Source organism: Lentzea sp. CC55 (genome assembly GCF_021056325.1).
Taxonomy (GTDB): domain Bacteria; phylum Actinomycetota; class Actinomycetes; order Mycobacteriales; family Pseudonocardiaceae; genus Lentzea; species Lentzea jiangxiensis.
The window spans coordinates 89,336-110,840 of record NZ_JAJCXE010000011.1; the positions used below are offsets into that span (position 1 = coordinate 89,336).

A 21,505-nucleotide genomic window follows, 5' to 3' on the forward strand; every position below is an offset into this window, starting at 1 on the left:
TCAGATCACACGCTACCTCGCGTCAGCAGCGGTTTTCAGGCCGAAGGCGATCAGCGCGGACGCGGACAGGCGGTCCAGCAGAACCCGTTGCCGCAGCAGGAGAGCACGCGCCCGCCCGGCCGCCGTGATCAGGACCGGGAACCACAGCAGGCCGATGCCGAGGTGGACGGCCACGAGCACGGCACCCCACGCGGGCTGACCGACCGGGAGGAACTGCGGCAGCAGCGAGACGTAGAAGACGCCGGGCTTCGGGTTGAGCAGGTTCGTCAGCACCCCGACCCGGACCGCGGCCCGCACGGACGGCACCGGCGCCGGTTCGTCGAGCTCGGCCGGCCGCCGGGACGCCCACAGCGCCTTGATCCCGAGGTAGACCAGATAGCCCGCACCGAGCCAGCGCACGACGTCGTAGGCGAGCTCCGACGCCTGCAGCAACGCCGTCAGCCCGACCAGCCCGGCGGTCGCCCACACCAGGCAGCCCAGCGTGCTGCCCACGACGACGCCCATCGCGGCACGGCGGCCCACCAGCAGCGCCGTCCGCAGCACCAGGAGGGTCTCCAGGCCGGGCGTGACGACGGTGAGCAGCGCGACGAAGGTGAAGCTCAGGAGCGCGGTGGCCGACATGCGGCCATCAGAACACGGAAACGCCGCGGCGCCGGAAGAGTTAACACGTCCGACACGACCCGCGCCCCTGAGCTCCCCTTGCTAGCGGTACCAGGCGCGAACGCCCATTCGTCCCGTGCTGCCGAGGTCGATGTGGATGCTCCGTTGCGGCGCCACGGCGATCAACGGCTGTTGCACGGCACCCGGAGCGGTCGCCAGTTCGACGTGCTTGGCGACCTGCGGCGGCTCCAGAGAGGTGTTCGTGTTCCGCCACACGAACGCACTGGCGGCGCTCTCCCCCGGTTGCACGGTGATCGGCTGCGGCGGGTCGTCGAACCCGTCGAGGACCGTGATCCCGCCGGTGCCCTGGAGGATCGCGACGTCCAACGGCTGCTGCTCCGCATCGAACAGGCTCACCTGCGGATACCCGTTGAGCTGCAACGCCTCCGTTCCGCAGTTGGCCACCTCGACCGACATCACGCGCAGCCCCGAGGCCGCCTCGGTGTAGTTCGAGGTGAACCGCACCCCCGCCGCACAGCCGGGATCCTCCGACGCCTGCGCGACGGGGCCGCTCGCGACCAGTCCGGCCAGAACGGCGATTGCTGTCAGAACCTTGCCCCCATGTCTCATGCACCCGAGCATGCCAGCGACGCGGCGGTTGCGGTGAAACCTTCACAAGACCTCCACGAGGACAGAACGTCCTTTGTGGAGTGATCGGTCAGGTCAGCCGGTACCCGTGCGCCGGGCGGTTCGCCATGCCGTAGCGCGGCTGCACCTCCGCCTTGCCGATCGTCACCAGGTGTTCCAGGTAGCGGCGCGCGCTGACCCGCGACAGTCCCGCCCGGTCGCCGACCTCCTGCGCCGACAGATCGTTCTCGCTGTCCCGCAACGCATCGGTCACCAGCCGCAGGGTCACCGCCGACAACCCCTTGGGCATCGCGAGGGTCCGCGGCCGGTGGTGCATCAACGAGTCGACCTCGTCCTGGTCGAGCACCTGCCCGAGCCGCTGCACCTCGATGCGCTGGGCGAGGTACTCGCGCATGCGGTCGATGAACGCCGTGCGCGTGAACGGCTTCACCAGGTAGTTGTCGACGCCGCGGGACATGGCCTGTCGCACGGTCTCCCGCTCGCGCGCCGCGGTGACCGCGATGACGTCGACCGGGGTCCCGCCGCGGGCGCGCAGCCGTGACAGCACCTCGAGCCCCGACATGTCGGGCAGGTGGATGTCGAGCAGCACCAGGTCGGGCCGCAGCGCGTCGACCGCGCGCAAGGCCTCTCCTCCGCGGTGCGCCTCGCCGACCACTTCGAACTCGGGCATCGCCTCCAGGAAACCGCGGTGGATCGCGGCCACGGCGAAGTCGTCATCGACCACGAGCGTCCGCACGCTCATCGGTTCCCCGTTTCCGGCAGCCACACGTCGAACGACGCGCCGCCGAGCTCCGAGTCGGTGATCGCCACCCGGCCCCTGCGCCGGGTCACCACCCTCGACACCAATGCCAGTCCTATCCCCCTGCCGTGCGCGCCCTGGACGTCCTTCGAGCTCACGCCGAGGTCGAAGATCCGGCCTCGTTGCGACTCGGCCACCCCCGGCCCGTCGTCGTCCACGACCACCCTCACCCCGCTCGCCGACGATCGCACCAGCACCCGCACGGTTCCTCCGGTCTCCACGGCGTCCACCGCGTTGTCGACCAGGTTCCCCAGGACGGTCAACGCGTCGTCGCCCGCACGGATGTCGACGGAGCTGTCGGGATCGAGCCGCAGCTCCACACCTCGTTCGTGCGCGGTGGAGGATTTTGCCAGCAACAGGGCCGCCAGTGCGGGGTCGGTGTTCGCCCCGTCGATGATGTCGGCGGTGAGCGACCCCGCTCCGCCGACCCGTTCGATGTACGCGACCGCGTCCGGGCCGCGGTCGAGCTCCAGCAGACCGCCGATGACGTGCAGGTGGTTGGAAAACTCGTGGGCCTGCGCCCGCAGCACCTCGGTGACGGTGCGCTGACCGTCGAGCTCCCTCAACGCGTCGTGCAGTTCCGTCCGGTCGCGCAACGTCAGCACGACGCCGACCGCGCGGTCGTGCGTCTTGGCCGTCATCCGGTTCGCGACCAGGACCCGTTCGCCGGCGAGCACCAGCCGGTCCGCCACGTCGTCGTCGCCGCGCGCCAGGGCGAGCAGGCCGTCGTCGAGGACCTCCGCCGCGGGCTGCCCGCCGGGGTCCTCCGCCAGGCCGAGCAGGCGCATCGCCTCGTCGTTGACCAGCGCCAGCCGCTCCTGGTCGTCCACGGCGACCACGCCCTCGCGGATGCCGTGCAGCATGGCGTCCCTGGTCTCCAGCAGCTGCGCGATCTCCGCGGGTTCGAGGCGGAACATCCGGCGCCGCACGTGCTGCGTGACCAGCGCGGCCCCCAGCACGCCGACGAGGGCGGCCGCGGCCAGCCAGCCGATCAGCTCCGGCAGGTCCTCGGCGAGGTCGTCGGACAGCTGGCTCTCCAGGATGCCGACCGAGGCCATGCCGATGATCCGGCCCTCGGGAGCGCGGATCGGCACCTTCGCGCGCAACGACGTGCCGAGCGTGCCCGTCTCCGTGCCGACGAACACCTCGCCGGACAGCGCGGTGCTCGGGTCGGTGGACACGTGCTCGCCGATGCGCTTCGGGTCGGGATGGGCGTAGCGGACGCCGTTGCCGTCGGTGACGACGACGTACGTCACGTTGGACGCCTTCCGGATCACCTCGGCCAACGGCTGGATGGACGCGGACGGGTCAACGGTTCCGAACGCCTCGATGACTGTCGGTAGCCGCGCCACGCTCTCAGCGACCGACAGCATCCGGTCTTTGTACGAGTCGCGGATGCGGTCGCTCTGCAGCTTGGCGGCCAGCAGCCCGGCGGCACAGGTCGTCATCAGGACAATGACCACCTGCAACACCAGCAGCAAGGCCCCAAACGAAACAGATCGACGGAACATGGGTGGATTCTGACGCATCCCCTGTGAAACAAGTCACGAACTAAACGACCAATACGGAACTTACGACCTAACACTTACGTGTGCACTCACCCGTTACCTAGCGTCCCCGCCCGACGTTCGCGACGATGCGAGGAGTGTTCGATGGGTACGGCGTGGAGACGAGCCGTGGCGGTGGCCGCCGCAGGACTGGTGCTCGCGGGATGCGGTCAGGGGGCGAAGGGCTCGGGCGGTGACTCCATCGCCAAGCTGGAGATCATGGCGCCGGCCGACCCCGGTGGCGGCTGGGACCAGACCGCCCGCGCGATGCAGTCGGCGGTGACCGGCGCGAAGCTCGTGAACTCCGTGCAGGTCAGCAACGTCGGTGGCGCCGGTGGCACGGTCGGTCTGCAGAAGCTCAGCTCGGAGCGCTCCGAGTCGTTCCTGATGATCACCGGCCTGGTCATGGTCGGCGCGGTGGAGACCAACGCGTCGCAGACCCGGCTGGAGGAGACCACCCCGATCGCCCGGCTCACGGCCGAGGACGAGGTCGTCGTGGTGCCCGCCGACTCGCCGCACAAGACGATCGACGACCTGCTCAACGCGGTCAACGAGAAGGGCAAGGGCGTCTCGATCACCGGCGGCTCCGCCGGCGGCACCGACCACATCCTCGCCGGCATGCTGCTCAAGGCGAAGAACATCGACACGGCCAAGCTGAACTACGTGCCCTACTCCGGTGGCGGCGAGTCGCTGGCGGCGCTGCTCGGCAAGAAGGTCGACGCGGGCATCTCGGGCATCGGCGAGTACAAGGAGCAGATCAAGGCGGGCAAGCTGCGCGCGCTGGGCACGTCCGGCCCGAACCCGCACCCCGACCTGAACGCGCCGACGTTCAAGGACCTCAACGTCGAGCTGATCAACTGGCGCGGCGTCGTGGCGCCGGCGTCGATCTCGGCCGAGGCCAAGACCCGTCTCACCAAGCTCGTCACCGACATGCACGCGAGCGACGCGTGGAAGGCGGAGCTGCAGAAGAAGGGCTGGACCGACACCTTCCTGACCGGCACCGAGTTCTCCACCTTCCTGTTCAAGGAGATCGGCCGCGTGAAGCCCGCTCTGCAGGACATCGGGCTCGTCAAGTGATCGCTGAAAGAGCGGAGGAGTACGCGTTCGGCGGTCTGGTCGCGGCGATCGGGGTCTTCACCCTCGTCGACGCGACCACGATCGCCGCGCGCGACGACAACGCCGTCGGACCACGCGCGTTCCCCTACGCGGTGGGAATCCTGCTCGTCGTGACGGGCATCGCGGCGATCATCGCGACCGCGCGCGGGAAGCTCGGGCGGGCCGAGGAGGCCGAGGACGTCGACGAGACCGTCCGCACCGACTGGGTCACCGTGGGCAAGCTGGTGGCCGTCCTCGTCGCGCACCTGGTGCTGATCGACCTGGTCGGCTGGCCGGTCGCGGCGGCGCTGCTGTTCTTCGGCGCCGCCTGGAGCCTGGGCGCGACCTGGTGGCGGGCACTGCCGATCGCGGTGGTGCTGGCGCTCGTCGTGCAGATCGTGTTTGCCTCCGGCCTGGGCCTGTCGCTGCCCGCCGGGATCTTCGAAGGGGTGCCGCTCCTCGATGGATAGCATCACCGCCCTCCTGGAGGGCTTCGCGACCGCCGCGCAGCCCGAGTACCTGCTCTACGCGCTGCTGGGCGTCACGCTCGGCACCGCCGTCGGCGTGCTCCCCGGCATCGGCCCGGCGATGACGGTGGCGTTGCTGCTGCCGCTGACCTACACGCTGGAACCGACGGCCGCGCTGATCATCTTCGCGGGCATCTACTACGGCGGCATGTACGGCGGTTCGACGACGTCGATCCTGCTGAACACCCCGGGCGAGTCGGCATCCGTCGTGACCGCCTTGGAAGGCAACAAGATGGCCAAGGCCGGGCGCGGTGCGGCCGCGCTCGCGACGGCGGCCATCGGCTCGTTCGTGGCGGGCACGATCGCCACGGTGCTGCTCACGTTGCTGGCGCCCACCATCGCGGACGTCGCCGTCCAGCTGGGCCCCGCCGACTACGTGGCGCTGATGGTGGTGGCGTTCACGACCGTGGCGGCACTGCTCGGCTCCTCGCCGGTGCGCGGTCTGGCGTCGCTGGGTCTCGGCCTGTTCATCGGGCTCGTGGGCACCGACACGCTGACCGGGCAGCAGCGCTTCACGCTCGGCATCGCGACGATGGCCGACGGCATCGACGTGGTCGTGGTGGCGGTCGGCGTGTTCGCGGTCGGCGAGGCGCTGTACGTGGCGTCGCGGCTGCGCCACGGGCCGGTCGAGGTCATCCCGATCGGCGGGAAGTGGATGACGCGCGGCTTCTGGTCGCGCTCGTGGAAGCCGTGGCTGCGCGGCACGTTCATCGGTTTCCCGATCGGCACGGTGCCGGCCGGTGGCGCCGACGTGTCGACGTTCCTGTCGTACGCGGCGGAGAAGAAGCTCTCGAAGCGACCCGAGGAGTTCGGCAAGGGCGCGATCGAGGGCGTGGCGGGTCCGGAGGCGGCCAACAACGCGGCCGCGGCGGGTGTTCTGGTGCCGTTGCTGACCCTCGGCCTGCCCACCACCGCGACAGCTGCGGTGATCGTGGCGGCGTTCCAGAGCTACGGCATCCAGCCGGGACCACTGCTGTTCACCAACAACTCCGCGATGGTGTGGGCGTTGATCGCGTCGCTGTACATCGGCAACGTGATGCTGCTCGTGCTGAACCTGCCCCTGGTGAAGATCTGGGTGAAGGTGCTGCAGATCCCGCGGCCGTACCTGTACGCGGGCATCCTGCTGTTCGCGGCGCTGGGCACCTACGCGGTGAACTTCGTCGTGGACGACCTGATCGTGCTGCTGGTGATCGGTGTGGTCGGCTTCTTCATGCGGCGCCACGGTTATCCGGTCGCACCGCTCGTCGTCGGCCTCATCCTCGGCCCGATGGCGGAGGAGCAGGTCCGGCGCACGCTGCAGATCAGCGAGGGCTCGCTCAGCGCGCTGGTGACGAGCCCGTTCGCGGCGGTCGCCTACACCGTTCTCGTGGTGATGCTGGTCGTGGCGTTCACGCTTCGGTTGCGCCGCAAGAAGTCCGAAGTGGCGGTCTAACCGCGCACGGCGGCAAGCGCTCGTTCGTACAGCTCGAACGGATCAGCCTTGCCGCCGTGGCGGACCCACAGCTCCGAGGCCGTGTCAACGCACGCGAACACCGTGGCGATGACGCCCATCGCCGCGGGGTCGGGGATCTCGCCGTGCTCGATGCCCATCCGCTTCTCGACGACGGGCACGAGCGCCTTCTGCCACTTCAGCCGCTTCTCGAAGTACCTCGCGCGCAGCGAGGCGTTGCCGAAGATCAGCGTCGAGATCTCCAGCACCCGCTCCTGCGGGTGGTTCGAGGCCGTGAGGATCGTCGTGAACCCGGCCCGCAGCGCGTCCCAGGTGGACACTTCGGGCGCCTGCTCCTCGACCGTGCGGACCAGCAGCTCGCCGAGCGCGTCCTGCTCACCGCAGACCAGGTCCTCCTTGGTGCCGAAGTAGCGGAACAGCGACCGCTGCGACACACCGGCCCTCGCGGCGACCTGCGCCATCGTGGTCGCCTCGTAGCCCTGCTCCGCGAACAGTGCCAGTGCCGTCTCGACGATCTCGGCGACCACGGCCTGGCGCGACCGGTCCCACAACGTCGCCGCCTTCTCCATGCGCCCACTCTAACCGCGTCGGACCATGCGCCCGATCATCCGAGCGCCGAAGGCGCGCGAGGTCAGGTGGCGTGACGCGAACGCCAGGAACCGGTTCATCCTGCCCGAGATGACACCGACGGGCGTGGTCCGCCGCTCCAACGCGCGCATGGCGCTCGCGACCACCTCGCCGGCCGTCTGCATCCTGGTCCCGCCCGCCATCTCCTCGCTGCCCGCGACGTCGAAGAACTCGGTCCGCGTCGCACCGGGCGACAGCACCACGACCCGCAACCCGGTCCCCCGCGACTCCACCCACAGCCCTTCGGTGAAGCTCACGACGAACGCCTTCGCCGCGCCGTAGACCGAAGCCCACGGCGACGCCTGGTAGGCCGCCATGCTCGCGACGTTGACGAGGAAGCCGTGACCATGGGCGCGCAACGGTCCGATGAACGCCCGGCTGATCTCGACGACGGCGTTGACGTCGACCGCGACCTCCTGCCGCAACCGCTCCGGGTCCTCCTCGTGGAACGGCCCGAAGTTCGCGAACCCGGCGTTGTTGACGACGCTCGTGACACCGAACCCGGCGACCTCCTCGGCCAGCCGCTGCCCGATCCCGGGCTGGGCGAGGTCCGCCGCCACCACGTGCACCTGCACGCCGTGCGCCGCGCGCACCTGCCCGGCCAGCTCCTCCAGCCGGTCCTTCCTGCGCGCGACCAGCACCAGCCCCGACCCGCGCGCCGCCAGCTGCCGCGCGAACTCCGCGCCGATGCCCGAACTGGCGCCGGTGACCAGCACCGTCTGCTTCCCGAAGTCGACTCCCATGGCGTCACCGTACGCCAGGCTGGCAGTCGATGCCAACCTGTCTTTTCCTGTCGCTTCTGCTGGTAGCAGAACCGCCCTTCGGGGTCGCCGGGGTGCTGTCACGATGACGACATGGCGGAGATCCTGGACTTCAACCGCAAGCCCGGTCCTTCACCGCGCCCCGAACCGCTGTGGCGCGAGGCCCTGGGCCGCAAGCTGCGCGAGACCCGGGAAGAACGGGGCGACCGCCTGGTCGACGTGGCCGAACGGGCCGGGATCTCGGTGCAGTACCTGTCCGAGATCGAACGGGGCCGCAAGGAACCCTCGAGCGAGATGATCGCCGCCGTGGCGGGGGCGCTGGGCGTCGACCTGGCCGACCTGCTGATCGGAATCGCCGGTCAGGTCCGCAACCTCCACTCCGCCAGCCCCCTCCGGGCCGGCGGGCACTTCCAGACCTCGCGCCCGACGGGCCGCCCCTCGGGCCCGGTGGCGATGGCCGCCTGACCGACGCCGGGCTTCTCACCCCGCACCGGGAAGGCCGCGGCGCGACTCGGCCTGGCGTGCGAGCCGTCCGAACCCGACGCCGGGCAGCGGTCGGCGCAGACGCGGCGATTCGGGTTCCACCTCGGGAGGCGGGCTGCTCCCCACAAGGCACGGCCGGGCGCTTCCCGTCCCCGACCCGCGCACTTCGAAGCCGCTCAGGCCCGCTGGTCCAGCACCCGGTCGGCCAGCCCGTACTCCACCGCCCCGGCAGCGTCGAAGACCCGGTCCCGATCGGTGTCGTGCCGCAACTCCTCCACGCCCCGCCCGGTGTGCCGGGCCAGGATGTTCTCCATCTGCGCCCGCACCCGCACCACCTCGTCCGCCGCGAGGATGAGGTCCGGGATGGTCCCCCGCCCCTGCGCGGCGGGCTGGTGCAGCACCACCCGCGAATGCGGCAGCACCGATCGCCGTCCCTCGGCCCCCGCCGCCAGCAGCACCGCTCCCACCGCCACCGCCTGCCCGACGCACGTGGTGGCGACGGGCGCCTTGATGTACCGCATGGTGTCGTACAGGGCGAGCATCGCGGCGGGGTCCCCGCCCTCGCAGTTGATGTAGAGGTTGATCTCCAGGTCCGGGTTGTCCGCCTCCAGGTGGAACAGCTGCGCGATCAGCGCGTTGGCCACGCCGGAGTCGATTCCCGTGCCGAGGTAGACGATCCGCTCGGACAGCAGGTGCGAGTAGACGTCCATGACCCGCTCACCGCGGGCGTCGCGCGTGATGACGTTGGGGATGGTGTAGCTGCTCATGCGACGGCTCCCGAGTGAAGTCCCAGCTTGTGCATGCGGACGGGCACGACCTGGCCGAGGTCGCTGACCACGTGGTCGATGAAGCCGTACTCGCGCGCCTGTTCCGTGGTGAACCAGCGGTCGTGCAGCGAGTCGGTGAAGATGCGGTCGAACGGCTGGCCGGTGTCCTCCGCGATGAGCCCGAGCACCGTGTCCCTGGTGTGGCGCAGGTCGTCGGCCTGCACCTCGACCTCGACGGCCGAGCCGCCGATGCCCGCACTTCCCTGGTGCATCAGGATTCGCGCGTGCGGCAACGCGAACCGCTTGCCCGGCGTGCCCGCCGAGAGCAGGAACTGGCCGGCGCTGCACGCGAGACCCAGCGCCAGCGTCGCCACGTCGCACGGCACCAGCCGCATCACGTCGCGGATCGCCAGCATCGAGGGCACCGACCCGCCCGGCGAGTTGATCCACAGCGCGATGTCCTGCCGCGGGTCCTCGCTCGCCAGCGACAGCATCTGGGTCGCGAGCACGGTGCCGTTGTCGTCGTCGAGCGCGCCGTCGAGGATCAGCACGCGCTGACCGAAGAACCGCTCCCTCAGCCCTGGGCTGAACATCTTCTCGTTGTTGGTCATGGCACCGACGATGCCGGGCACGCCCGCCGGTGCGCCGCTTTCTCTGCCGTGAGCAGATCAGCTCACAGCAGGCGCGGTCAGCTCGTCGCGCAGGCCGTCGCGTCGAGCGTGAACGACGAGGGCGCGGTGTTCCTGTCGCGGAAGGCCCCGATGAACCCGATCGTCACCTCACCGCGCGCCGGAATGGTCTTGGTGTGGTCGACGCTGGTCGCGGTGACGGCCGTTCCCCGCTGCGACGCGGTCGCGCCCCACATCTCCCGCACGCTCTGCCCGTCGGCGAACGACCACCGCAACGTCCAGCCGCCGATCGCCGCCGCACCGGTGTTCCTGATCGTGATCCTGCTCCGGAACCCGCTCTGCCACTGCTCGTCGACCCGGTAGGCCACCGAACAGGTCGGCGCGGGAGGCGCGGTCGTCGTCACCGGAACCGAAGGCACGGCCGCGGAGGTGGTCGCAACCGACGTCGAGGGCTCGGCCGGCTGAGAAGACGGCGGAACCGTGGTCGTGGTGGGTGCGACGTCCATGCCGTTGCACGGCGCTCCCCACAGCCCGCGGTCGGCGCGAGCGGCACCGAGTTCGGCGTCGGAGAGCGAGCCGGCCGCGTCCTGCGCCCTCAGCGCACCCTCGCGAACGGCGAGCGCCGCGTAGTCGGTGTCGTCCTCCAGCCGGACGTTCACCTCGCCCGGCGTGACAGCGCTGACGCGAACGGGCTTGCCCACCAACGTCTTCTCGGCGAACGCGCGGGCCTGCGCGGCCCAGCACCCCGCCGGCGCGGCCAGCAGCGAGATCCGCACCCGCTCCCCGCTGTCGAGCTCGATGGTCCGCCCGTCCACCACCGCGCGAACGACCGCGGCCACGTCGCCACGCGAGTCGTTGACCAACGTGGGCACCTGCAGCTGCACCGGCGCCGTCACGGGTCGCGACTGACTCTCCACAGTGCACCCGCACACCAGCAGCACGAGAAGAAGCGACAAGGACTTCCGGACCACCGAAGACTCCCGCACACGATCGTTGAATCCCGCACGACCGTAGCGGCCCGCGCCCGCCACCACATCCACCGTTCGGCCTTGATCACCAAGGAATCGGAAGATCCGACTCCACTGTGGAATCGCGTGATCGGCCGAGCGGAGCGACGGCCGCGGCGGGGGTTCGGGGGCGCAGCGCCCCGGCTGGGGTCTGGGGGCTTGGCCCCCAGAAAACACCACGGGCGAGGCATGGTCTGCGCATTCCGCAGACACACCTCGCCCGAAGATCGTGCCCCCGGTGCGACTCGAACGCACACTGGACGGATTTTGAGTCCGCTGCCTCTGCCGATTGGGCTACGGGGGCGTAGCAGGGTGAACTGTAGCGGATCACCCAAGCGGGTTTCTCGTGGGTCCCTACGACTTGACCAAGCGGCTGATCGCCGCCGACGCCTCCGCGATCTTCTCCTCGGCCACCGCTCCGCCTTCGGCCGCGGCCTGCGCCACACAATGCTTCAGGTGCTCGTCGAGCAACCCGAGCGAGACCGCTTGCAGGGCCTTCGTGGCGGCGGAGATCTGGGTGAGGACGTCGATGCAGTAATCGTCGTTCTCGACCATGCGCTGGAGACCGCGGATCTGTCCCTCGATGCGGCGCAGTCGCTTGAGGTATGCGTCCTTGTCCGCGGTGTACCCGTGCATCGGCTCCTGACCTTCCCTACCCCGTGCGGGTATGTGGAGGATACCCGCACCCGACGCGGGTGCGTTATGTGCAACGCTGCTCCGTCAGCGGGAATGGGGAAGCGTCCGGCAAGCCCAGCAACGGGCCGAAGTGAGACGACTAGCTGCACATTTTGGACCCATAACACCCGTGTGGTTTACCGGGGGAAATGCCCCGACCGGGCGGTTGGGGTCACATTTTAGCGGCGAAAGGTTCGCCGTTTTTCACGATGTGCACTATGGTGTTGTCGAAGCACGTGGTTACGTCGAGGATCCGCGTGCTATGTGAGTACCCAACGGAGGAACAGTGGCACAGCAGACCGTCGTCCAACTCATCGACGACCTCGACGGCGGAGAAGCCGACGAGACCGTGACCTTCGCACTTGACGGTGTCGAGTACGCCATCGACCTGTCGAAGGGAAATGCGGAGCGGCTTCGTGAGTCGCTGGCGGACTTCGTCGCCAAGGCTCGCCGTGCGGGTGGCCGCAAGCAGCGCAAGGGCACCGGCAAGTCGACGGTGAAGGCCAGCGACAAGGCTGAGGCGCAGCGCATTCGCGACTGGGCTCGCGCACAGGGGCACCAGATCTCGGACCGCGGTCGCATTCCGCAGAACCTGGTCGTGCAGTTCCAGGAAGCTCACGCCTCCTGACCTGCTGAAACCAGCGAGGTTTCCACACGTCGGCCGGACCGCCGGCCGACGTGTTAAACCGCGTTCCGGTTCGTTCACACTATCCCCGGAACGCGGGATCAACGCCCTGGAAAGTCCACGCCGAACAGGCGCGACACCGCAGTGGCCTTGACAGCTGTCTCCTCGAATTCCTCGGCGGGGTCGGACAGCGAGATCACCGCTCCCCCGACACCGAATGTCACCCGGTCGCCGTTCGCGACCAGCGTTCGGATGACGATGCTGAAGTCGGCTGCTCCGTTGAGCGAGAAGTAACCGAGCGCTCCCGAGTACACCCCGCGTGGACCGGCTTCCAAGCCGTCGAGGATCTGCATGGTCCGGATCTTCGGCGCACCGGTCATGGAACCGCCGGGAAACGCGGCCCGAACACATCGGACGGCAGAACTGTCCGGCCGGAGCCGGGCCCGCACGGTGCTCACCAATTGGTGCACGGTCGAGTAGGTTTCGACGTCGAACAACCGCGTCACCTGGACGGAACCGACTTCCGCGCAGGTGCCGAGATCGTTGCGGACGAGGTCCACGATCATGAGGTTCTCGGCGCGGTCCTTGACCGATCGCGCCAACGTCGTGCGCAACATCTCGTCGTCCGCCGCATCAACACCGCGAGGTCGCGTGCCCTTGATCGGCGACGACTCGACGACGCCATCGCGCTGCACACGGATAAATCGTTCGGGTGACGTGCTGAGCACGGAGAGGTCACCGAAACGCAGCAGTGCGCCGAACGGAACGGGATTTGCGGCTCGAAGCAGCCGATATGTGTCCCACGGGTCGAGCGAGGCGCGCCACGACATCATGTTCGTCAGGCACGCCTCGTACGTCTCACCCGCGGTGATCGCTTCCTGGCACGCGCCGATCAGCTTCAGGTAGTGCGCGCGCGGATGTCGCAACGTCACGTCGGACACGGCGGGACGGGAAGGTTCGGCCAATGGCGACAGACCGGCCAGAACCGCCGAAACCTCGTCGAACCAGTCGTCCTCGGTCAGCGACAGCAAATAAACGTGATCTTCTTCGTGGTCGATGACGACGGCGCGGTCCGCGAACACGAACGACGCGTCCGGCTGTTCGGCGCGGTGCGCGAAGTCGCCGCCGCACTCGGCCTTCAGTTCGTAGCCGAGGTAGCCGACCCAGCCCAGGGCGAAGTCGAAGGGCACGTCGGGCTGCTCGACGCCCCACTGCGAGAGGTCGTCGTCCAGCCACGAGAAGAAGGACGGGCAGTGCTGCCGTTCGCCGTCAAGCGTGAGCACGTGGTCCTGCACGGAGTACTGCGCGACGCGGGCGAGCGGCCCTGACGCGTCCCCCAGGAAGGAGAAGCGACCGCGGGTGCCGCTGTCCAGCCAGAACGCGGCCTCAGACGCCCCGTGCAGCGCCGCGAAGGCTTCCTCCGCGTCCACGGCGACGTCAAGCCTCCGCAGTTGCACAGGACGCTTCTGAGCCTCCGCGCGGACCAGCGGCGGCTCCGCGACGGCGGCGGTCCGCGTCGGGGTCAGCGCGGCGAAGTTCGCGAGCATCTCGCGGCCGAAGTCCGTGCAGATCGACTCGGGGTGGAACTGCACGCCCCACGCGGGCCGGTCGAGCGCGCGCACGCCCATGAGAACGGAGTCGTCGCTCCAAGCGATCGCTTCCAGGGAGGGAGGCAGGTCCGTGACGGCCAACGAGTGGTAGCGCACGACGTTCAACGGCGACGGCAATCCCGCGAACACGTCGACGCCCGTGTGGACAACCGGCGAAACGATTCCATGACGCGGCACGGGCGCGGGCCCCACGACAGCGCCGTAAGACAGGCACAGCCCCTGATGGCCCAGGCACACGCCGAGCAACGGGATCTCGGCGTGCTCGACCACCGCGCGGCAGACGCCGAAGTCGGCGGGGTTGCCGGGCCGGCCGGGACCGGGCGAGATCACCACGTTGTCGAACGACCGGAGCGAGGCAAGCCGGAAGCGCGGGTCGTCGTTGTGGACGACCACGGGCTCGGCGCCGTTCACCTCGGCCAGGTGCTGGAAGAGGTTGAACGTGAACGAGTCGTAGTTGTCGATGAGCAGAGTCCGCATTGCGAACGGCACTCTACCTGGCAAAACACCCGATAGGAGCAACGAGAGAGGGCGGCCACAGCCGTGACCGCCCTCCAGCGCGCGAGCGCGGTCAGCCGCCGACCCGGAACCGGGGATCGGTCGCCAGCTCGGCCAGCTGCCGCTCGGTGAACACCGGCACGTCGAGCCTCCGGGTAGCCACCGCCCTCGTAGCTGTCGTCCTGCGCGATCGTCACGACCTGCCCGTCCCGGGCGCGGTAGGTCGCCCACTTGTCGAACTGGTCGCGGCCGCTGGTGTTGCGCTGCACGACGCCGACCTCCAGACCGTCGACGAGCACCACCGCGCACTCCCCGCCCATGCCCCAGAACGTCCTGGCCAGCGCGCAGGGCTCGGCGGGCAGCGCCCGGTTCGGCGTGGACACCTCGGCGAGCAGCCAGCCCACCCGGCCGTTCTCGCGCACCGGTGTCTGGGCCGTGTACTGCCAGACCTCCGGGGTCACGCCGCGGTCGGACGCGACCTGGCCCCGGGTGCGCTGCATGTCCCCGCCGTTGTAGCGCCAGTCCTGGTAGCGGAGCTGGGGCGCGTCGTACCCTGCCGGCACGGCGCCCTTCAGCTCCCCGAGCAGCTTCTGCGCCCTGTCCGCCTGCGGCCCGTTCGTGGCCGTGCGGTCGGTCTGGCCGACCGGCCACTCCAGCCCCCAGACCGACGAGGGCAGGACCTGCCCGGCACCCTTCGCCAGCGCCTCCAGCAGCACCATCCGCTCCTCGACGTGGACGCCCGCGGGAGCGACCGAGTCGGCGAAGTCGTCACTGGCCGACTCGAACCGGAACCACCCGCGCCGCCGCTCGGACAGGAACGTCCGCACCAGGACCTGCCTGGTGTAAGCGTCCAGCGCCTCGTGCCGTTCGATCCGGCGCCACACCAGGTACAGCTTCGTGAACGCCTGTTGCACGAGGTCTTCCGCGCGATGCCAGTCACCGCACAGCAGGTATGCCGTGCCGCGCATGACGTCGGAACGGGCCGCGAAGTACTCCTGGAACGCGGCGTCCCGGTCACTCATCAGGTCCCGCTTCTGCGGTGCCGGGTTGGTCACGCCACCTGGGGCCTGGCGGGTTGCACGGGTTCGCCGGCGATTTTCGCCGAAGCGGGGAAGGGGTCGCACCGGTTGTGACGGTGCGCGTGCCGAACGTGAGCGCGCTTCCCCGAAGGTCGCCCACGCGAGAGGGAAAAGCATACTGATGTCGTGATTTTCCTGTTGCTCCTCGGAGTTCCGACCGCGCTCGGTCACCTCTACCTGTGGCGTCGGCTGGTCGTGGACACAACGCTCCCGCGCACGCTCGGGCGCCGCGTCGGCGGGCTGGCCATCGTCGGCGCGTTCCTGCTGCTGATAAGCGCCCTGGTCGTGACGCGGAGGGTGCCGCCGGAGTACGGGAAGTTCTTCGCCTGGCCGGGGTTCGTCTGGCTCGCGGTGCTGTTCTACCTGGTGATCGTGCTCGGGATCGCCGAGGTGCCGCGCCGGGTCCTGCTCAGGCGGGCGACCGCCGCGCCGGTCGCCGTCGGCACCGGCGCCGAGGCCGTCGAACCGGTCGAGGTCGTGCCGGACCCGTCGCGGCGGCTGTTCATCTCGCGCTCCGTCGCGATCGGCTCCGGCCTCGCCGCGGGCGGCATCGTCGGCTACGGCATGACCGAGGCGCTGGGCGACCCGAGGATGCTGAACGTCCCCGTGTCACTCGGCAAGCTCAAGTCGTCGCTGTCGGGCTTCCGCATCGCGGTCGTGAGCGACATCCACCTCGGGCCGTTGCTCGGGCGTTCGCACACCGAACGGATCGTGCGGATGATCAACGAGCAGGAGGCCGACCTCGTCGCGATCGTCGGCGACCTGGTCGACGGCTCCGTCGCCGAACTGGGCGAGGCCGCCGCACCGTTGCGGGACCTCGTCTCGAAGCACGGCAGCTTCTTCGTGACGGGCAACCACGAGTACTTCTCCGGTCACGAGCAGTGGATCGCGGAGCTCGACAGGCTCGGCGTGAACCCGTTGCGCAACGAGGGGTTGACGGTCGCCGGCGGCATCGAGGTCGTGGGTGTGAACGACGTCACCGGCAAGTCGTACGGCGACGGGCCGGACTTCGACCGGGCACTGGCCGGACGGGACCGCAACAACCCCGTAGTCCTGTTGTCACACCAGCCCGTGCTGGTCGGTGACGCCTCTTCACACGGCGTCGATCTCCAGTTGTCCGGCCATACACACGGCGGACAGATGGTGCCGTTCAACTTCCTTGTGCCGTTGCAGCAACCCAGCACGGCAGGGCTGTCGAAGGTGGACGACACGTGGCTCTACACCAGTCGTGGTGCGGGTTTCTGGGGCCCGCCGGTGCGCGTCGGGGCCCCGCCGGACATCACGATGATCGAACTTCGTTCTGCTGGCTAAATCACACTCAGCTCCACGGGATTGCGCGATTGCGGTGTCAAGGCCGTAGAGTGGTCGGCCGTGCCCGCGTACGGAACGCAGGCGGATGAAGGGGGAACCCTGGGGAAATGACCGAGAGCTTCGCCGTTCATCGGCGCACCGAGGCAGAGGCTCGTATTCGGCGTTTCCTGGACCAGGAGAACCCGTCGACACCGTGTCTGGTGATCGACCTCGAGACGATTCGCGGCCGCTACCAGGCGATCCGCACCGCACTGCCGTCCGTCGACATCTACTACGCGGTCAAGTCGAACCCCGAGTCCGACGTGGTCGGCACGCTGGTCGCCGAGGGTGCGCACTTCGACGTGGCATCGCCCGCGGAGATCGACCTGTGCCTGGCGCGCGGCGCCGCGCCGTCGTCGATCTCGTACAGCAACCCCATCAAGAAGGCCGCTGACATCGCGTACGCCCACTCGCGCGGCGTGCGGATGTTCGTGTCGGACAGCGAGCAGGACGTCCGATTCGTAGCAGCTCACGCGCCGGGCTCGGCCGTGCTGGTGCGGATTCTCGTCCACAGCAAGGGTTCCACGTACCCGTTCGGCAACAAGTTCGGTTGCGATCCGGAGATGGCGACGGATCTCTTGCGGCTCGCGCACGAGTTGGGACTCGTTCCTCTCGGCGTCGCGTTCCACGCGGGCTCGCAGCAGCTCTCCGTGGAGGGCTGGGACTCCGGCATCGCCGACGCCGCCCTGATCGCCGCGAAGCTGCGCGCCGAGGGCATCGAGACGACGACGGTCAACCTGGGCGGCGGTCTCCCGGCCGTGTACCAGGCCTCCACGCCGTCGCTCGAGTCCTTCGCCTCCGCCATCGAGGCTTCGCTCGCCCGGCACTTCGGTGCCGCGCGTCCCCGCGTGATGATCGAGCCCGGCCGGGCGATCTCCGCCGAGGCCGGGATGATCCGGTCGTCGGTCGTGCTCGTGTCGCGGAAGTCCTATTCGGACGAGCGCCGCTGGGTCTACCTCGACATCGGCCGCTACCAAGGCCTCGCCGAGACGGAGGGCGAGGCGATCGCGTACCGGCTGCGGACCTCGCGCGACGGCGGCGAGACCGGCCCGATCGTGCTGGCGGGTCCGACGTGCGACGCGGACGACGTGATCTACCAGCACACCCGCTACGACCTGCCGCTCGACCTGCAGGCGGGCGACCACGTGGACATCCTCCACGCGGGCGCCTACACCTCCTCCTATTCGTCCGTGTGCTTCAACGGCTTCCCGCCGCTGGCCACGTACTGCATCTGAGTCCGTCGCAATTCACATAGTTTGGAGTGATTGATGTCCGAAGCGCCCTGTCAGACCGAGGAGACCGTCGGTTTGTTCGCGGGACAGCACGTACTTGCAGAGCTTTCGGGTGTGAGTGCCGATCTGCTCGACGACGAGCAGTTCCTGCGACACGCCCTCGGTGAGGTTCTCACGCAGGCCGACGCAACTGTGCTGGAGGTGATCTCCAAGAAGTTCGATCCCCAAGGAGTCACCGTGCTGGCTTTGCTGTCGGAATCCCATGCCTCGATCCACACCTACCCGGAAGTGGGTTCGGTGTTCGTCGACGTGTTCACCTGCGGTACTCGTGCGAAACCCGCGCTCGCCGTGCAGCTACTCGCTGACGCACTGGGCGCCGCTCACGTGAGCACGGATCTCGTCACTCGTGGCATCAAGGAGCACGCCGCGTGAACGTCATCAACGAGCCACTCGCCGAGGGCATGACCCGCCACTGGCGCGTGGACGAGGTGGTGGTCGACACCAAAACCGACTTCCAGCACCTCGTGATCGCCCGTACGGCCCAGGGGTTGTCGCTGTTCTGCGACGACGACCGCCAGTCGACGGAGTTCAGCCAGCTGACCTACCACGAGGCCCTGATGGTGCCGGCGCTGCTGCTGGCCGACACCGTCGAGCGCGTGCTGGTCATCGGCTCCTCCGAGGGCGTCGTGTGCCAGATGGCCGTTCAGCACGGTGCTTCGGTGGTCGACCACATCGACATCGACGAGCAGGCCGTGAAACTGTGCGCGGAGCACCTCCCGTACGGCTACACGGTCGAGGAGCTGGCCGCCGCGGAGAAGGGCGACGGCCCGATCCGCGTGCAGTACATCGACGGGTTCGAGTACATCCGCACGACGTCGGAGAAGTACGACATCGTGCTGGTGGACCTGCCCGACGAGCGTGAGGAGGAGGCGCAGCACAACCGCTTGTACGGCGCCGACTTCCTGCGCATGTGCAAGGCCCTGCTGCGTCCCGGCGGTGTCGTCGTCAACCAGTCCGGTTGCCAGACGATGTGGCGCAACACCACGCTGATCCGCTCCTGGCAGCGGTTCAACGAGGTGTTCGACACGGTCGCGTACTACGGCTCGGACGAGCACGAGTGGGCGTACCTGTTCGGCCGCGCGGACGTCGTCGAGGACCCGACCGCTCTCATGGTCGAGCGCCTGAAGACGGCCGGGTACGAGCCGGAGACGATCGACGACCTGGCGCTGGTGGGCAACAGCATCCCGCCCTACCGGTTGCGGCAGTCGCTGGCCTGACGGTCCGGGTTTTTCCGGAAGGGGCGCTTCCCGTTCGCGGGAGGCGCCCCTTCCGCTTGCTCAGGCCAGGGACTGCTTGAGGAACTCGACCTGCAGGAGCAGCAGGTTCTCCGCCACCTGTTCCTGCGGGGTCATGTGCGTGACGCCCGAGAGGGGCAGCACGGTGTGCGGGCGACCGGCGGCCAGCAGCGCGCTGGAGAGGCGCAAGGTGTGGGCCGCCACCACGTTGTCGTCGGCCAGGCCGTGGATGATCATCAGCGGGCGGGAGAGCTTGTCCGCGTCGGCGATGAGCGAGTTGGAGTCGTAGACCTCGGGCTTCTCGTCCGGGTGGCCCAGGTAGCGCTCGGTGTAGTGGGTGTCGTAGAGGCGCCAGTCGGTGACCGGGGCGCCCGCGATGCCCGCGTGGAAGACGTCCGGTCGGCGCAGGACGGCCAGCGCGCTGAGGTAGCCGCCGTAGGACCAGCCCCGGATCGCCACGCGGGTGAGGTCGAGGTCGGGTTCGACCTCCGCGGCCGCGTGCAGCGCGTCCACCTGGTCGTCGAGCGTGACGCCGGCGAAGTCGAACGCGATCTCGCGCTCCCAGGCGAGGCCGCGCCCCGGCGTGCCGCGGCCGTCCGCGACGATGACCGCGAACCCCTGGTCCGCCAGCCACTGCGAGGCCAGGAAGGCGTTCTGCGACGCCAGCACGCGCTGCGCGTGCGGGCCGCCGTACGGGTCCATCAGCACCGGCAGCTTCGTGCCCGGCACGTGACCGGACGGCAGCAGCAGCGCGGCCCGGATCCCGCGCTCGCCCAGCGTCAGCATCCGCGGGGACGCCTTGATCACCGGCGTGTCCGCCCACGACTCGATCTCGTGGTCGCCCACCCGGACGCGCGCGCCGAACCTGTCCACAGTGGCCGAAACGAGCACAACCGTGTCGCCACCGCGGATCGCGGAGTGCACACCGTCCTCAGTGGACACCTGCTCGACAGTCTCGCCCACCGAGTAGACGTGCACCTGCGTCGGGTCGTCGGCGGACGCGGCGACCAGGACCGAGTCCTCGGCGATGTCAAGCACCCGGCGCACCTGCAGCCCGGAGGTGAGGACCGCGTCGCCGACCTTCAGCGCGTACTCGTCGCCCTCCCCCACGATCCGCACGAGGCGGCCGTCCGGAGTCCAGGCGGGAGCGCCGTCGCTGACCTCGAGCCACACCGGGTCGGTCTCGACCGCGAGCTCGGTGACGGCGCCGGTGTCGGGCGTCAGCGCGTGGATCCGGCGAGTGCGCTGGTCACGCGTCTGCGTCGTGATCAGCGGAGCACCACCGGACGACCAGTGCACGTCGTTGAGGTAGTCGAACTCCAGCAGCACCGGCACGAACGTGCCGTCCAGCGACACCACCTGCAGCGACACGGTGGCGTTGGCCGTGCCCGCCGCCGGGTAGGCGATCTCGGTGGCGGCGGTGCCGGGGTTCGCCGGATCGGCGATGTACCAGCGCTGCACGGGCGCGTTGTTCACCCGCGCCGCGATGAGGCGCTTGCCTCCCGGTTCCCACCAGTAGCCGCGGTAGCGCGACATCTCCTCGGCCGCGATGAACTCCGCCAGCCCGAACGTCACGTCCTCGCCGTCCGGCACGGCGACGGCGTAGTCCTCGCCCGACACCAGCTCGACGACCCGCAACGTGCCGCGCGTGACGTAGGCCACGCGCTCCCCGGTCGGGTCGACCCGCGGGTCGATGACGCCACCCCCGGTGGGCAGCTCCCGGACGGCGCCGTTGACCAGGTCGGCCACGAACAGCCGCCCGGACAGCGCGAACGAGGCCACCGAGGCGTCCTGGGACAGCGCGTACCCGACGATGCCCGCGCCGGACTCACGCGTGCGCTCCCGGCGCGCCTTCTCCTCGGCCGGCAGGTCCTCCGGGTCGGTCAGCAGCGCCGCCGGATCGGCGAGCAGCCGCTCGACGCCGGTGGAGGTGTTGAGCTCCCAGAGCCCGTTCGCACGGCTCGTGGCCGTGGCCGGGCGCAGGAAGAAGACGCGTGCGCCGTCCGCCGACACCGCGAAGGTCCTCGGTGCGCCGACGGTGAACCGCTGGGTGCGCGCCTGTTGGCGCGGGAAGGAGATGTCGTTGCCCACGACCCACCCTAACCCGCACACGCCGCCGGCACGGGCGCTGTGACGTGCACTGCCTGGCGCGATCCAGACCCCCGAGGGGGTTGCGGCACACGGTCGCAGGCGCTCGCACCCGC

At 69.4% G+C, this 21,505-nt stretch carries 22 protein-coding genes and 1 tRNA gene; 9 read left to right on the forward strand and 14 right to left on the reverse strand.

Going from position 1 to position 21,505, the window contains the following annotated elements; genetic code table 11:
• Positions 1-12: 12 nt before the first annotated feature.
• The 4 genes from L6E10_RS07560 to L6E10_RS07575 all read right to left on the reverse strand — a co-directional run bounded on the left by L6E10_RS07560 (position 13) and on the right by L6E10_RS07575 (position 3,510).
• A complete protein-coding gene (locus L6E10_RS07560; protein WP_236218131.1) occupies positions 13-621 on the reverse strand; it encodes a LysE family translocator in 609 nt (202 codons plus the stop codon).
• A gap of 81 nt (positions 622-702) precedes the next feature.
• Positions 703-1,230 (reverse strand): DUF4232 domain-containing protein, encoded by a 528-nt coding sequence (locus L6E10_RS07565; protein ID WP_236218132.1) that lies wholly within the window; start codon positions 1,228-1,230, stop codon positions 703-705.
• Between the two features lie 88 nt (positions 1,231-1,318).
• Complete coding sequence (locus L6E10_RS07570; protein WP_236218134.1) at positions 1,319-1,990, reverse strand: response regulator; 672 nt, start codon at positions 1,988-1,990, stop codon at positions 1,319-1,321.
• A complete protein-coding gene (locus tag L6E10_RS07575; RefSeq protein ID WP_236218136.1) occupies positions 1,987-3,510 on the reverse strand; it encodes a sensor histidine kinase in 1,524 nt (507 codons plus the stop codon). Before L6E10_RS07575 ends, L6E10_RS07570 begins: the two co-directional genes overlap by 4 nt.
• Before the next feature lie 189 nt (positions 3,511-3,699).
• Here L6E10_RS07575 and L6E10_RS07580 point away from each other — a divergent pair, with 189 nt between their 5' ends.
• From L6E10_RS07580 to L6E10_RS07590, 3 genes are read left to right on the forward strand one after another with little or no spacing between them, the layout of a single operon-like run.
• Positions 3,700-4,671 (forward strand): tripartite tricarboxylate transporter substrate binding protein, encoded by a 972-nt coding sequence (locus tag L6E10_RS07580; protein WP_236218139.1) that lies wholly within the window; start codon positions 3,700-3,702, stop codon positions 4,669-4,671.
• Positions 4,668-5,159: a tripartite tricarboxylate transporter TctB family protein gene (locus tag L6E10_RS07585; RefSeq protein WP_236218141.1), complete on the forward strand. Its 492-nt coding sequence runs from the start codon at positions 4,668-4,670 to the stop codon at positions 5,157-5,159. Before L6E10_RS07580 ends, L6E10_RS07585 begins: the two co-directional genes overlap by 4 nt.
• Positions 5,152-6,648, forward strand: a complete 1,497-nt coding sequence (locus L6E10_RS07590) for a tripartite tricarboxylate transporter permease (RefSeq protein ID WP_236218143.1) — start codon at positions 5,152-5,154, stop codon at positions 6,646-6,648. Before L6E10_RS07585 ends, L6E10_RS07590 begins: the two co-directional genes overlap by 8 nt.
• Here L6E10_RS07590 and L6E10_RS07595 read toward each other — a convergent pair.
• Together L6E10_RS07595 and L6E10_RS07600 are read right to left on the reverse strand one after the other, a co-directional pair.
• Positions 6,645-7,235, reverse strand: coding sequence for a TetR/AcrR family transcriptional regulator (locus tag L6E10_RS07595; protein WP_236218152.1), 591 nt, complete (start codon positions 7,233-7,235; stop codon positions 6,645-6,647). The two genes, L6E10_RS07590 and L6E10_RS07595, sit on opposite strands and share 4 nt — an antisense overlap.
• A 9-nt stretch (positions 7,236-7,244) precedes the next feature.
• Entirely contained in the window at positions 7,245-8,036 is a 792-nt protein-coding gene (locus L6E10_RS07600) for an SDR family oxidoreductase (RefSeq protein ID WP_236218154.1), read from the reverse strand.
• A gap of 111 nt (positions 8,037-8,147) precedes the next feature.
• On the opposite strand from L6E10_RS07600, the gene L6E10_RS07605 reads away from it, so the two are divergent.
• Positions 8,148-8,519: a helix-turn-helix domain-containing protein gene (locus L6E10_RS07605; protein WP_236218156.1), complete on the forward strand. Its 372-nt coding sequence runs from the start codon at positions 8,148-8,150 to the stop codon at positions 8,517-8,519.
• 194 nt (positions 8,520-8,713) lie between these two features.
• On the opposite strand, the gene L6E10_RS07610 is transcribed toward L6E10_RS07605, so the two are convergent.
• From L6E10_RS07610 to L6E10_RS07630, 5 genes are all read right to left on the reverse strand, one after another.
• Positions 8,714-9,304: a ClpP family protease gene (locus L6E10_RS07610; RefSeq protein ID WP_236218158.1), complete on the reverse strand. Its 591-nt coding sequence runs from the start codon at positions 9,302-9,304 to the stop codon at positions 8,714-8,716.
• On the reverse strand, positions 9,301-9,915 hold the full coding sequence (locus L6E10_RS07615) for a ClpP family protease (protein WP_236218160.1): 615 nt from the start codon (positions 9,913-9,915) through the stop codon (positions 9,301-9,303). Before L6E10_RS07615 ends, L6E10_RS07610 begins: the two co-directional genes overlap by 4 nt.
• Before the next feature lie 77 nt (positions 9,916-9,992).
• Positions 9,993-10,904, reverse strand: coding sequence for a cellulose binding domain-containing protein (locus L6E10_RS40705; RefSeq protein WP_236218162.1), 912 nt, complete (start codon positions 10,902-10,904; stop codon positions 9,993-9,995).
• A gap of 266 nt (positions 10,905-11,170) precedes the next feature.
• Positions 11,171-11,244: transfer RNA gene (locus L6E10_RS07625), tRNA-Leu, on the reverse strand.
• A 50-nt stretch (positions 11,245-11,294) separates the two neighbouring features.
• Positions 11,295-11,576, reverse strand: coding sequence for a metal-sensitive transcriptional regulator (locus L6E10_RS07630; RefSeq protein WP_090095729.1), 282 nt, complete (start codon positions 11,574-11,576; stop codon positions 11,295-11,297).
• A 325-nt stretch (positions 11,577-11,901) separates the two neighbouring features.
• Here L6E10_RS07630 and L6E10_RS07635 point away from each other — a divergent pair, with 325 nt between their 5' ends.
• A complete protein-coding gene (locus L6E10_RS07635; RefSeq protein ID WP_030466676.1) occupies positions 11,902-12,243 on the forward strand; it encodes an Lsr2 family protein in 342 nt (113 codons plus the stop codon).
• 98 nt (positions 12,244-12,341) lie between these two features.
• Here L6E10_RS07635 and pabB read toward each other — a convergent pair whose 3' ends face one another.
• The gene (gene pabB, locus L6E10_RS07640) at positions 12,342-14,327 is read right to left on the reverse strand and encodes an aminodeoxychorismate synthase component I (RefSeq protein WP_236218164.1); all 1,986 of its coding nucleotides are present in this window, start codon (positions 14,325-14,327) and stop codon (positions 12,342-12,344) included.
• Positions 14,258-15,400 (reverse strand): sigma factor, encoded by a 1,143-nt coding sequence (locus L6E10_RS07645; protein ID WP_236218166.1) that lies wholly within the window; start codon positions 15,398-15,400, stop codon positions 14,258-14,260. The genes pabB and L6E10_RS07645 overlap by 70 nt, the downstream gene beginning before the upstream one ends.
• A 150-nt stretch (positions 15,401-15,550) precedes the next feature.
• On the opposite strand from L6E10_RS07645, the gene L6E10_RS07650 reads away from it, so the two are divergent.
• From L6E10_RS07650 to L6E10_RS07665, 4 genes are all read left to right on the forward strand, one after another.
• On the forward strand, positions 15,551-16,735 hold the full coding sequence (locus tag L6E10_RS07650) for a metallophosphoesterase (protein ID WP_308102681.1): 1,185 nt from the start codon (positions 15,551-15,553) through the stop codon (positions 16,733-16,735).
• A 107-nt stretch (positions 16,736-16,842) separates the two neighbouring features.
• Positions 16,843-18,009 carry a type III PLP-dependent enzyme gene (locus tag L6E10_RS07655; protein WP_236218168.1) on the forward strand — a complete coding sequence of 389 codons (1,167 nt, stop codon included), beginning with the start codon at positions 16,843-16,845 and terminating at the stop codon, positions 18,007-18,009.
• A gap of 33 nt (positions 18,010-18,042) precedes the next feature.
• Positions 18,043-18,438 carry an adenosylmethionine decarboxylase gene (gene speD, locus L6E10_RS07660; RefSeq protein ID WP_030466682.1) on the forward strand — a complete coding sequence of 132 codons (396 nt, stop codon included), beginning with the start codon at positions 18,043-18,045 and terminating at the stop codon, positions 18,436-18,438.
• Between the two features lie 29 nt (positions 18,439-18,467).
• Positions 18,468-19,283, forward strand: a complete 816-nt coding sequence (locus L6E10_RS07665) for a spermidine synthase (protein WP_236218419.1) — start codon at positions 18,468-18,470, stop codon at positions 19,281-19,283.
• 60 nt (positions 19,284-19,343) lie between these two features.
• Here L6E10_RS07665 and L6E10_RS07670 read toward each other — a convergent pair whose 3' ends face one another.
• On the reverse strand, positions 19,344-21,392 hold the full coding sequence (locus L6E10_RS07670) for a S9 family peptidase (RefSeq protein ID WP_236218170.1): 2,049 nt from the start codon (positions 21,390-21,392) through the stop codon (positions 19,344-19,346).
• Positions 21,393-21,505: the final 113 nt, after the last annotated feature.